Genomic DNA, 12906 nt, shown 5'->3' on the forward strand with positions numbered 1-12906 from the left:
GATTAACTATAGCTGTGGATCTATACTATGAGTGGCTAATGTCAAATGAAAGGGGTTCGTACTCTTCTTCTACGTTTGCCTTCGCCAATACGCGTACTTACCACGGCCTTCTCGTTGTAAACACAAATGAATACTACGATAGGTACGTTTTACTTTCGAAGATAAGCGAAGAAATAGGATACGATGGCGAATACATAAGTATCGACACAAACTTTTACGAAGGTGGAGTCTACCCCGATGGATTTAAATATATATATGAATATAGGGATTTTCCATATCCTTCTGTTTCCTTTAAATTTCCTGGTGATCGAAGGTTAAAGAAAAGCATAGTTATGGATAAGGTCAGTGATCTGGTGATAATACGTTACGAGTTCCAGGGCGAAAGGCCCAAATCACTTGTCCTTACTCCGCTTATTGCTTTACGGAGCTTCCATCGAACTCTTAATTCGAAAGAAAAGAACTTTGATGTACATATAAGTAACTTTTACGTATTTTCAGACGGCAAATATAGCTTTTCTATGAATAAAGTTGGTAAATTCTATGGACCGGGCTACTGGTACTACAACTTCAGGTACCCGCGAGAGGAAGAACGTGGGACGAACAGTTTGGAAGATCTTTATAATCCAGGGAGAATAGTTATAGATGAGCCAGAAGATACAGTAGATATAGAGGTTTTTTCTGGAGCGCATGTCAATAGAAATTTTGATGATATAGCGGCTGATTATGAAAAAAGCTCAAAAATTGATGTGCCGTTACCCATATTGAGGTATGAATCTTCAAAGTTCGTACTTAAGGACAACATAATAGCAGGTTTCCACTGGTTTGGTCCGTGGGGCAGAGACGCCTTCATATCTTTGCCCGGCCTGCTCCTCATTCCAGGTATGTACGATAAAGCTGCAAATGTGTTGAGGCACTATTCTGAGCAATCCGTAGATGGACTCATATTGAATAGTGCGGAAGGCGGAAACGTACTTTATTCAGCAGATTCATCGCTTTGGTTTGTTTACGCCATTCAGAAATTTTATGAGTATACAAAAAACAAGGCTTTCCTTAGGGAAATGTATAATAAGGTTCAAAACATAATATATGCGTACTTGAAGGGAAATGAAAACTTTCATATAGAGGGAAAATTCGTAAGAGTCACTGGCAGTCCGATGACCTGGATGGACGCTGTTATCGACGGCAAAGCTGTGACGCCTAGGAGCGGTTTGCCAATTGAAATAAATGCCCTATGGTATAACACATTGAAAGCTTATACCGATTTCTCGGCTTTACTTGGAAAGGAACCAAAAAAAGAAGCAATAGAAATACTAGATGGCTTTGAGGATGAATTCAAAAAAGCATTTGTAAGGGGAACGCACATACTGGACATTGCGTTTCCGGACGACTATTCTTTTAGGCCGAACTTCCTCTTTGCTTACTTCCTCCCATACCCGCTCTTGAAGGATAAAATATGGATCGATTATGCCATTGATAAACTGGTCACGCCATATGGCCTGCGCTCCTTAGATCCATCTAATCCTAGTTTTATAGGAAAGTACGCAGGCGATCGCTTCTCACGGGATAATGCTTATCACAACGGAACAGTATGGCCCTATCTTGCTGGTATATTCATAAAAGCTGCAATAAAGGTCGGTTATGATAGAATTAAACTTCTCAATATTTTTAAGCCGCTCTTCGATTCTGCGAGAATTCCTGAAATATATGACGGTATCAATCCAGGTGTTCCAAGGGGCTGCATAATGCAGGCCTGGAGCCACGGTGAAGTAATACGGTCTTACTACGAAGACATACTCGAGAAGAGCAGTGGTTTAAGTTGAAGATTGCTGTTATAGGTTGGGAACTTCCACCGGCATTTTCTGGCGGTCTAGGTATACATACCGTCAATATGTTTTCTATCATCGGCTATTATAGAAATGTCGATCTATATGTCCCGGATCTTTGCTATTCATTTCCGAAGTATCCGTTTAACGTAAGGAAGGTAAAGATCGAAAAGGGGATAGATAGATCCGCCTACTCTAGAATAACAGACTTTTACGAAGCCGTAATGGATTACAACGAAAAGGTTGTAGACGCTTTCGACCCAAATGGCGTAAAACTTGTCCACTGTCATGACTGGATAACGTTCCCGGCTGGTATTGCTATAAAGGAAAAATACGGGATACCTCTAATAGTGACTTACCACAGCACAGAGTTCGATCGATCAGCGTATTTTAATCCGCAAGAAAAAATAATGAAGATCGAAAGGGAAGGCGGGAAAGAAGCGGATAGGATAATAACGGTTTCGAATCTTACAAAGAGTATAGTGGTTGAAAAATACAATATCGATCCTGAAAAGATCGTGACCGTTTATAATGGAGTAGATGCGACCCATTATCTCTCTTTCCCAGATGTAAAGAAGGAGAGAAACGTATTGTACTTTGGCAGAGTAACTAACCAGAAAGGGCCAAAGTTCTTCATGGAGACAGCGAAAAAAGTTCTGGAGTTCGATAGGACGATACGCTTTACAATTGCAGGAACTGGAGAACTCCTGGGGGAGATGAAGTCATACGCTATGGATAACGACTTCTTTGATCATATCGAATTTCCAGGATTCGTCCACTTCAGGAAAGCTATATGGTACTATAAGAGGAGCTCTGCATTTATCATACCTGCTGTGTCAGAACCATTTGGAATGACCGTATTGGAAGCTATGGTCTCAGGAACGCCGGTAATACTTAGTAGAACGACGGGTGTTGGAGAAGCTCTCCATCACGTGCTTTCTGCTGATTTTTGGGATACCGATCGTATGGCAACGTACGTAGTCTCTATACTAAATCACCGCGGAATATTGGAGACCATGTCCAGGTACGGAAAGGCAGAGGCTTTGGGATTCACCTGGGATAAAGCAGCTGCCAAAACTATGGAGGTATATGATTCTTTATGAAGGATGTAATGTTTTATTTCGAGATACACCAGCCGTTCCGCCTTAGGCCAACTAATCTTTATGATGTGAAGAGTGAACAAAACGTTTTCTGGGACGAAAAGAACGAAGAAATATTCAGAAGAGTAGCTGAACGGTCTTACATTCCGGCGACACGGAACCTTATGGAATATGGGATAAAGTCCTCCTTTTCAATTACTGGCACTGCTGTTGAGCAGGCATTGATGTATAATACGAAAGTCATAGATGCTATAGACGACTATGTGAAAAGTGGCTTATGCGAAATGTTGTCCGAAACTTACTACCACTCGCTTGCTTCCATATGGAACTACGATGAGTTCAAGCGGCAAGTAGACATGCATAGGGACCTTATGAAACGAATTTTCAATGTAGTACCTAAAGTGTTCAGAAACACAGAGTTGATCTACGACGATAGGATTGCTGAAATGGTAAAGAGAATGGGCTTCACTAGTATAATTACAGAGGGTACGGATAGCATAGTGAAAGATCATAGCCCAAATTACAGATATGCATCACCATCGGGATTAAACCTATATCTTAGGAACTACGTAATGAGTGATAATATCTCGTTTAGGTTTTCAAATACAAAATGGAAGGATTACCCGCTTACGGCAGATAAATATGCGAAGTGGATAAACGAATCAGAAGGGGATATGGTGAACCTGTTTATGGACTATGAAACGTTTGGCGAGCACCAAACGCAGGAAACAGGCATTTTCGATTTCATGAAGTATTTGCCTGTGTATTTTCGAGACTATGGAATAGAAACTATAACAATATCAGAGGCGGAGAAGAGGCATAGGGTAAAGGACGTTCTCAGCATACCGGAAACAATATCCTGGGCAGATACGAGACGCGACCTATCTGCATGGCTTGAGAACGAAATGCAGATAGATACGTTCGATCGCATAAAGAAATGCAGGGAAAAAGCCGGGCGACTTTGGGGATACCTCCAGACATCCGACATAATATATTATATGTCCATAGGGCTGGAACAGGACTTTACTGTGCACGAGTACTTTAATCCATATAAATCACCCTACCTTGCTTTTATATACACGAACTACGCGCTTGATAAGATCTGTGGCAGCAGCTACGGCAAAAATGAAATTTAATAAAATGAATGTAATGCACTATTATGAGGAACGTCCTTCTCATCCATGGAGGAGCTGGATCGGATCCATCGTACAGTGGCCGCCTTAACTCCTATGCGTCCTTTGCTTCTGAAGAGATTAGTGCGCTGGACAACGCTGTAAAAGCAGTTGTCAAGATGGAAGATGACCCAGACTTCAACGCAGGCACTGGATCTGTCCCAAGGTTAGATGGGAGCATTCAGATGGATGCCGCTGTAATGATACCCGGCCACTTCGGATCAGTTATAAACATAGAACGCGTTAAGAACCCTGTACTTGTAGCTAGAGATGTCATGGCAAAGTCTCCGCACATTATGATATCTGGCGATGGAGCTGTAAAGTTTGCCAGGCTGATGGGATATCCAGATTATGATCCTACTACAGAGAAAGCGAAGAAGCTCCTCCAGCAGTTTGAGGAAGAAGCCGAGAAAAACGAAATACCAGATAAATTCAAGATATACTTTAAGTACGTGAAGCCCCACGATACAGTTGGGGCTGTTGCCCGTGTGGAAGGTGAGTTCGCTGGGGCGGTTTCAACAGGAGGTTCATTTCCAATGGTTCGGGGAAGAGTTGGTGATTCTCCAATACCTGGTGCTGGAATATACGTTGGTGAAAAAGGCGCCGTTGTTGCGACAGGCATAGGCGAGGAGATAGCAAAGAATATTTTATCGTTCCGCATATACAACAGAATTGGTGAAAAAAGGCTTTACGACATTGTCAAAGAAGAAGTAGATAAGTTCAGCGTATCAGTAGGTATAATAGCTGTGGATGAGAAAGACTATGCGTATTATGCTAACAGGCCGATGGCAGTAGGAATAAAGGAGTTTTGAAAATCATGGGATATGAGGAAGGAGAGTTCTGGCACGGTATAGCACTTAAAGTCCTCTACGAAGGGAGTAAAACAGTCTATAAAAAGGATCCAGTTTATGGGAATGTGCCCGCCATAGAAAGAAGTGCAGTATTTCGTAGATCTATTGGGGAACCAAAGGGCCAGATCGCGGATTGGAGATGCACGTTCCCTGGAGATCCCAGGAGTGTGCACGCAGTTGAATACATAGACAGGTACGAGATACATGTGGACAAGTTTGATCCTTCGAAGCATCCCTTAAAACACGTCGTTTATGATGCCCCTTCAGTTGGCCTGTTTATTCTTCCACTAACTATAATAGCAGCCCTTTTCCTCGCAAGAAAACGATTCTGAAATTTATCAATAAAGAGATAAAATTTTAAATTTCCTTGAATATTTCATCGTAGATATTTACTTCTTTCTTGACTGTGTCCTTTTCGGAGGCAAGTTCCAATATTTTATCCTTTCTGTATCTCCACTGGTTCACTCTCCAAATTTTTCCATGCATAACTGATACTTCCTCTCTATATGTTTCAAGAATTCCGTACTCTTCAAGGTTATAGAAAACATCCCTTTCTGCAGTTGAAAGTACGTTGTCCAATACGTAGTCGTCATATCCAAAGAAGGATAGCACGAAGTCTGACAGATCCTCCACGTCTGGGCGGGACATACCTTTTTTTCCATAAATATTATTAAGGGCCTGCAGAAGCATTTCTCTAGTTACTATCCCCATATAACCGGAACATCATTAAACCATCGCTATTAAATTTTGCTATGTATAAGCATGCCTATTATGAGCTGATATATATGATAATTATTTTTTACTTCTAATTACCTCGAACCTGCAGTTCTCAATGGCTGTGACATATATACTACCAGACGCATGCCTTATATTTCCTTCCCTAATTCCAGTTTTTTCACCATCATCGATGATACCCTGGCCATCAATTACCTTGATTATTGCTCCTTTATCAAGATCCATCATAGCCTTTTCACCTGTCTTTATAAAGTATTCTTCGATCTTAGCATCTTCATCATCGTAGGCTACTTTCCTATAGCCCCAAGGATAATCGTCCCTGTTCTTGTATTCTTCTCTTATCTTTTCTAAGTCTTTTTCGCTGTCTATCCCCATCCAGAGGGCATCCTCATGATAGGAAGCTACAAGCCCAAGCTTTGTCAGTTTTGGAAAAACGGTAGTTTCGAGGTCTCTGTACATGTATTCCTCGTAAAAGTAGGGAAAAGCATCCTGTTTAATATAGTATAATCCTGCATTTATGTAGTGATCGAGTTCCGGTTTTTCTCTAAATTCAGAAACTTGGTCTCCGAAGGTCTCAACTATGCCAAACGGGCTCTTCATCTTTGTGATATGGATTGTTATAAATGCCTGCTGCGACTGTGCCTTTTTTATAAAGCTCAAGAAGTTGATGTCTGTTATCGTATCCCCATTTCTTAAGATGATGTCATCATCCGATCTTTTGTCCAGCAAATTACGTAGCGAATAAAGTGTACCGAGAGGTTTTTCCTCCCTCAAATAATACATGTTCATATCGTTGTATAGGTCGCCATACCTTTCCTCTATCTTATTTCCTAGATAACCGGAAAGTATGTAAACTTCCTTTACGCCTATATTTCTAAAATCGAATAGCTGGCGATCCATTATAGTGTAGTTGTCCTTTATCTCTACTAATGCCTTTGGGATAGAATCAGTGATCGGCTTTAGCCTTTTCCCGTATCCACCTGCAAGAATGGCGCCTATCATGATCGGTTATTATAAGTTGGTTATATTTTTTTTCTCACTTGCAGAGAATCGGCAAATAACGAATGAAAATACAGAAATCTATATATATAGTCTACTGATGTTTATATGTATATTAGGTTAGTTCAATACCCGTCTACAGGGAGTGGAACGGGATGTACAAACATAGGAGGTATTTGGATGGGTTTCTTTGATGATATGGACAGAATGGGAATAAGACCGTTCCATAGGAAGATAGAGATACTTGCATCTATGGGGATGTTCCTTGATGGGTACGATCTTTCGGTCATAACAATGGCAATACTGCTGATGCCAACACAGCTTCATTTTGGAAAACTAGACTATATCTTGGTCAACGTGTCTGCGTTCATCGGAATGATAATAGGCGCTCCGTTGCTTGGAAGGCTATCCGACAGGATTGGAAGGAAAAAGATATTCGGCATAGACCTACTTCTATTCGTTGTTTTCGCCATAACCGCTGGCCTAGCCACCAATTTTGCGATGCTTTTCATAAGTAGGCTGATGCTCGGCATTGGTATAGGCGGCGATTATCCTATAAGCTCTACTATGGTATCAGAGTTCTCACCTGTCTCGAAGAGGGGCACTCTCTTATACGGTATGGTCGGCATGTACTGGCTCGGCTCATTTTTCTCAGCTGTGATGAACTATACATTTGCGTTTACCCCATACTTCTGGAGGTACACGTTCATAGTGGGCGGAGTAATTGCCATACCTATAATATTCCTTAGGATGCGAATACCGGAATCTCCTAGGTGGCTCATCGGGCATGGCATGACGAAATCCGCAGAGTCGGTAGTTGAAGATCTTACTGGAAGGAAGCCGGATGTCGAAGAAGGCAAGGCAGAGGCAGAGCAGGAAGAATCTGTAAAGTTTTCTTCACTTTTCTCTTCCAAATTTCTCGCTTCCACTATATTCGTCCTCTCTGTGTGGTTCCTTTTCGATGTTGCATCTTACGGTATAGGTTTCTATTATCCTACGCTTATAGACAAGCTTGGTCTAGCTTCTCATGTCCTTAACACGGCAGGGCTTAGGGCAATAGCAGAAAGCAGTATGATAGTTGCGGTAGGTGCTATATTGGGATACCTAGTTGCGATGCCTTTGGCCGACAGGATCGGCAGGAGAATACTAACTATCAGTGGTCTATTCGTTATGTTTCTCTTGCTGCTTCTTGGATCTGTTGTGAAGATAAGCACACTTTTGCCGGTTGTGGCATTCTTTTTCTCCTTCGTGCTATTTGAACAGTGGGTCGGAGCTGCGACGCTTTTCTATCCTACAGAGCTGTTTCCAACCAATTACAGGTCTACAATACAGGGTATCGCTACCTCTGTATCAAGGGTAGGAGCAATAATGGGCATAGTCGTATTTCCACTATATCCTGTTTTCCACTCTATATTCATATTTGCAATCCTGATGGCACTTGCGCTCATAATTAGTGTAATATTTGCCCCGGAGACGAAAAAGACTCCACTTGAAAAGATATGGAAATCAAAAGCGTGAAAATACAATATTAATTATTTATTTTGGTTTAAGGTTATCTGCTATCATTTTCCTCAAATGTTATTCTCCATAAAGATGAATTTTAAAAATATCAATTTATTAAAAAACTAGATTTCGTACTCTTTACCGTTATAGGGTAAAAGTACGTCATAGCCTTCAAGATCAGGCAGAAGCTCTTCTCTATGGTCACCGTGCATAAGCACGACTTTCTCTGGATTTATGGCTTTTATGAAGCTCACTAGTTCGTCATGCCCTGCGTGTGCAGACATATCAAAGAATTCGACCCTCATCTTTGGTTTCATAGTAACACCAGCAACAGTGATCGTACCGTTTTCTAGAAGACTTCTTCCGTTTGTGCCTTCAACTTGGTATCCAGTTACAAATATGGCGCTCTTTTCATCCTCCATAAGTTTCTGGATATAACCTAGTACAGGGCCACCGTCAAGCATGCCAGATGTAGATATTATTATGTCGCTGTTAATGGCGTTCTCTCTCATCCTGCGTCCTTTTACTTCCCTGACCTTTCCAAGGGCCCTGAGGAAGTCTCTCTTCGACTTCAGGAAACCTGGAGTATTCAAGTATATGGAGCTTATGTCATTCCCCATGCCATCTACGGACACATCGTATCCCATATCTGCAATTGTCATTATCAGTTCCTGCGTTCTTCCTACTGCAAAGGCTGGCATTACTACCTTGCCTCCGCTTTCAATGACCTCCCTTACGCTTTCCCTGAACCTCTTCCTTACATCTTCCCTGCTTTCGTGGTTTTTCCCAGCATAGGTGCTTTCTATGATGAGAACGTCTGTCTTTATTGGCTTTGCGCCGTTGATCAAGTACGTATCTATTGTATTAACGTCGCCAGTGACAGTTATCGATTTTCCGTCTTCGAACTTCCACATAGCAGAACCAGGGATGTGCCCAGCCGGATAAGGCGTCACTTTGAAGTCACCCACATCGAACGATTCGAAATACCTCGCAGGCTTCATATTCGCTAGTGCTGTATTTATATCGTCTTCGTTGAACATAGCTGGGTACCCTTCTAAATTTGTTACCTTCAGCGAATCATTGAGCAGCGGTTTCATGCAGTTCAATGTCATCTGCGTAGCGTACAGATCAGGCTCTCCCTTATGGTAATAGACAGGTATTGCCCCTATGTGGTCCAGATGGGAATGTGTTATAAACATTGCATCAACAGGCTCAGGGGGCATAGGGTACTGTGGAGGCTTATCCGGTATTACGCCGTAGTCCACGATCACACTTGTGTTTCTGTCCGTTATTTTTACTCCTAGTCTCCCTACTTCTTCTGCACCACCCAAAAATTTCAATTTCATTTCGATCACACTTTAGCGTTATCTAATCTAAGAGAACATGCGCATTTCCTGTCTTTCCCAATCCTAGGAAGTGCGTTGAAGAGAATGTCTCTAACCTTTTTATCGTTCTGCTTCATAATAGTCATAACTTCTCGAGCATCTACTGGCTTTTCAGACCATACATCATAATCCGTTATGGAAGCTATTACCGAATAACATAGCGCCAGTTCTCCCGCCAACCCAACTTCGGGTACGAGAGTCATTCCAATTATATCAGCGAATTGTCTGAACATTTTCGATTCTGCTCTTGTTGAGAATCTTGGACCCTCAATTGTTATGTACGTACCTGTATTATGAACGGGGATTTTAAGGTTTTTGGCAGTTTGATAAAACAATTCGTTCATCTCTGGACAAAACGGATCTGCCTCTGAAATATGGTATACCTGTGGGCCATCATAGAATGTGAGTTCTCTCCTTTTTGTAAAGTCGATATACTGATCCGGTATTACTATATCGCCAGGCTTGTAATCTTCCCTTAGGGATCCAACCGCATTTAAGCCTATTATCCTTTCGACGCCTAGATCGTGTAGGGCCCATATATTTGCCCTATAGTTGACCTTATGCGGAGGGATCGTGTGCTTCTTGCCATGCCTTGGGAGAAAAGCTACCTCAACACCATTTACTTCACCTATTTCTATTAGATCCGAAGGCTTGCCATAAGGAGTATCAACATCAACCTTCTTCGATTCAGCCATCAAGTCGTAGAGGCCACTGCCGCCAATTATACCTATGTATGCCATTCTATATCGAATCCATAAAAGACTCTAAAACAAAAACCTTCGTTTTAAAGCTGTGCTAAAATAGCCCAAAGTAAGATACAGACTTAAGCGCTTTGTCTATACCAGATCCGTATTGCGCTGCTTTTTTCCTATATCCGTATACTTCTTCAGGGAGGCCGGCGATTTTAGCTATCTCCCTTAAGGCCTTCTTGCCGCCATACAGGCAGTGGTAAGCCGGAGATATTTCACTGGCTAACTTCAATATTCTATCATCGAGGAAAGGTGTAACAAGTTCCTTTCCTTGTCTTTTTGCCATATCCTTTTCTCTTGGTATGGTTCGCTTTAATAGCCTCTCCATCTGAAGCGAATTGTCCATCTCGTTGACAGATCTTTTGTAGCCAAAGAATAGCTCGTCGGCCCCCTGACCAGTAACTAAAAGGTCTGAATCAACATTTTCGAGTAGTATTTCGAGTACAAGTTCAAAAGATATTTCAACCTTATTTATGTCTGGGTATTCCGACTTTAAATATTTAACGTAATTTTCAATGTTAATTTCATCCAAAGTTACGTATTTTCCGGAACCGTTTAAAAGGCTTAGTACAAATTTTGCACGGTTTACATCATGAGAAAAGGAGTACCCTACTGTGTACGGAACAAGATTTCTATCGGAAATTACGTAAAGCAGGGAACTGTCAAGGCCACCAGAAAATGCTATGCTGCCTCTTAGGCCGTAAACATTCTCTTTCAATACCTCGAGTATTTTTTCTTCCTGAATATGGTAGTCCACGTGCGGTGAGTATAAACAATATTAAATAGTTACCTATAATATTCTGAACGTGAATTACGTTCCAGACACATCTGTGATTGTAGATGGCAGGTTTACTGCTTTTATATCAGAAAGGGAAGGATCTAACGTCATTTTGCCGGAGGCCATGCTATCTGAGATAGAGCATCAGGCCAATGAGGGGAGGGCAATTGGCTTTGCTGCCCTTGAGGAACTTAAGAAGCTTAGAAAGATGGAATCGGAAGGAAAGATATCTATAGAAATTGAAGGTGAAAGGCCCAAGGAATGGCAAATAAAGAGGGCAAAGAGCGGCGAAATAGATGAAATGATAAGGCAGGTGGCCTTTCAGTACGATGCCACTCTTGTTACAGGCGATATTATACAAAGGGACGTGGCCATAGTAAAAGGTATAACCGTGGAGTATTTGTCACCGCCTGAAAAGATAATAAAGAACATAGAAGAGTTCTTCGAGGAAACAACTATGAGCGTACACCTCAAGGCTGGTACTAATCCAGTTTTGAAGGATGGCAAGCCTGGCAACGTTAAGTATAAAAGGCTGGACTACGTCATTAATAGAAACGATCTCGAAAATATAGCCAGCAACATAGTCAAGAGAGGAAAGCTAGAACCTGATTCTTTTATAGAAATGGATGCACTCGGAGCCACAGTAGTACAGCTTAAGAACATTAGGATAGTTATTACTAGGCCGCCATTTTCCGATGATATGGAGATCACGGCTGTAAGGCCTATCGTAAAGCTGGGTATAGATTACTATGAACTTAACGATAAGGTTAAGGAGCGCTTAGAAAGTACTGCGAACGGCATACTGGTAGCAGGATCTCCTGGAGCAGGCAAAAGTACATTTGTCCAGGCCCTTGCTGAATTCTTCAATGCACGCGGCAAGATAGTGAAAACTATGGAAAGGCCGAGAGATCTCGATGTCTCAAAGGATATAACGCAGTACACTGAGCTGGAAGGATCCATGGAGATGACCGGCGACATATTGCTCTTAGTAAGGCCTGATTACACCATATTCGATGAGATGAGGGTGACCGACGACTTCAAAGTCTATGCCGATCTAAGGCTCGCAGGAGTAGGAATGGTTGGCGTAGTTCACGCTACTAGGGCCATCGACGCACTTCAAAGATTCATTGGGAGGATAGAGCTAGGTCTAATACCACAGATAATTGATACGATAATATACATAAGCAATGGGCAGGTAGCACAAGTTCTTAGTACAGAATATACAGTTAAGATTCCGTACGGCATGACCCAGGAAGATCTAGCCAGGCCCGTTATAGTTGTGTCAGACTTAATAACCGGGAAGGATTTATACGAAATTTACAGCTTCGGAGAGCAGATCGTAGTTGTCCCAGTTAAAGAAAAGACCGAGAGTTCTGTATCAAGGCTTGCTGTGGACAGGATCGAGGATTACATCAAGAAGGTGCTGAAAAGCGACGATGTTGAAGTAAAAATGGTAGGTGACAGCAGGGCCATAGTTAGAGTGGATCCAAAGTACATACCGAAGCTCATAGGAAGGAATGGGAGAAACATCTCTGAAATAGAAAAAAAGCTTGGCATTAAGATAGATGTGGAAGAAGCTGGTGGATCAAGCGAAAGGGAGAAGGCTGGCGTAGAGATAAAGAACAAGATCATATACATAGACGTTGGGCATCCAAACAAGCATGTAAAAATATACTTAGGCGAAGTGCCAATACTGCAGGCGCTTTCCTCTTCGAAGGGGGTAGTAAGGATAAAGCTCACTACGGACATTGGAAACGCAATATACAATCACATAAAGAACGGTGGGGACATATTCTACTCTATCGATTAGC

At 41.9% G+C, this 12906-nt stretch carries 12 protein-coding genes; 7 read left to right on the plus strand and 5 right to left on the minus strand.

Going from position 1 to position 12906, the window contains the following annotated elements:
- The first annotated feature begins 14 nt into the window (after positions 1-14).
- From TVG_RS02235 to TVG_RS02255, 5 genes are read left to right on the plus strand one after another with little or no spacing between them, the layout of a single operon-like run.
- Positions 15-1820: an amylo-alpha-1,6-glucosidase gene (locus tag TVG_RS02235; RefSeq protein WP_010916687.1), complete on the plus strand. Its 1806-nt coding sequence runs from the start codon at positions 15-17 to the stop codon at positions 1818-1820.
- Positions 1817-2926 carry a glycosyltransferase family 4 protein gene (locus tag TVG_RS02240; RefSeq protein ID WP_010916688.1) on the plus strand — a complete coding sequence of 370 codons (1110 nt, stop codon included), beginning with the start codon at positions 1817-1819 and terminating at the stop codon, positions 2924-2926. The genes TVG_RS02235 and TVG_RS02240 overlap by 4 nt, the downstream gene beginning before the upstream one ends.
- Positions 2923-4059 (plus strand): glycoside hydrolase family 57 protein, encoded by a 1137-nt coding sequence (locus TVG_RS02245; protein ID WP_010916689.1) that lies wholly within the window; start codon positions 2923-2925, stop codon positions 4057-4059. Before TVG_RS02240 ends, TVG_RS02245 begins: the two co-directional genes overlap by 4 nt.
- 23 nt (positions 4060-4082) lie before the next feature.
- Entirely contained in the window at positions 4083-4907 is an 825-nt protein-coding gene (locus tag TVG_RS02250; RefSeq protein WP_010916690.1) for an isoaspartyl peptidase/L-asparaginase, read from the plus strand.
- A 5-nt stretch (positions 4908-4912) separates the two neighbouring features.
- On the plus strand, positions 4913-5278 hold the full coding sequence (locus TVG_RS02255; RefSeq protein ID WP_010916691.1) for a hypothetical protein: 366 nt from the start codon (positions 4913-4915) through the stop codon (positions 5276-5278).
- A 25-nt stretch (positions 5279-5303) separates the two neighbouring features.
- On the opposite strand, the gene TVG_RS02260 is transcribed toward TVG_RS02255, so the two are convergent.
- The gene (locus TVG_RS02260; protein ID WP_010916692.1) at positions 5304-5657 is read right to left on the minus strand and encodes a DUF6015 family protein; all 354 of its coding nucleotides are present in this window, start codon (positions 5655-5657) and stop codon (positions 5304-5306) included.
- An 81-nt stretch (positions 5658-5738) separates the two neighbouring features.
- Complete coding sequence (locus TVG_RS02265; protein ID WP_010916693.1) at positions 5739-6683, minus strand: nucleotidyltransferase family protein; 945 nt, start codon at positions 6681-6683, stop codon at positions 5739-5741.
- A 105-nt stretch (positions 6684-6788) separates the two neighbouring features.
- Here TVG_RS02265 and TVG_RS02270 point away from each other — a divergent pair, with 105 nt between their 5' ends.
- Positions 6789-8198, plus strand: coding sequence for an MFS transporter (locus TVG_RS02270; RefSeq protein WP_241760309.1), 1410 nt, complete (start codon positions 6789-6791; stop codon positions 8196-8198).
- 107 nt (positions 8199-8305) lie between these two features.
- Here the strand turns inward: TVG_RS02270 and TVG_RS02275 are convergent, their stop codons facing one another.
- From TVG_RS02275 to TVG_RS02285, 3 genes are read right to left on the minus strand one after another with little or no spacing between them, the layout of a single operon-like run.
- The gene (locus tag TVG_RS02275; RefSeq protein WP_010916695.1) at positions 8306-9529 is read right to left on the minus strand and encodes an MBL fold metallo-hydrolase; all 1224 of its coding nucleotides are present in this window, start codon (positions 9527-9529) and stop codon (positions 8306-8308) included.
- 5 nt (positions 9530-9534) lie between these two features.
- Entirely contained in the window at positions 9535-10308 is a 774-nt protein-coding gene (locus TVG_RS02280) for an S-methyl-5'-thioadenosine phosphorylase (RefSeq protein ID WP_010916696.1), read from the minus strand.
- Positions 10309-10363: 55 nt separating this feature from the next.
- Positions 10364-11074: an asparagine synthase C-terminal domain-containing protein gene (locus TVG_RS02285; protein ID WP_010916697.1), complete on the minus strand. Its 711-nt coding sequence runs from the start codon at positions 11072-11074 to the stop codon at positions 10364-10366.
- Between the two features lie 49 nt (positions 11075-11123).
- Here TVG_RS02285 and TVG_RS02290 point away from each other — a divergent pair, with 49 nt between their 5' ends.
- Positions 11124-12905, plus strand: coding sequence for a PINc/VapC family ATPase (locus tag TVG_RS02290; RefSeq protein WP_010916698.1), 1782 nt, complete (start codon positions 11124-11126; stop codon positions 12903-12905).
- The last annotated feature ends 1 nt before the right edge of the window (position 12906 follow it).

The organism is Thermoplasma volcanium GSS1, assembly GCF_000011185.1.
GTDB lineage: Archaea > Thermoplasmatota > Thermoplasmata > Thermoplasmatales > Thermoplasmataceae > Thermoplasma > Thermoplasma volcanium.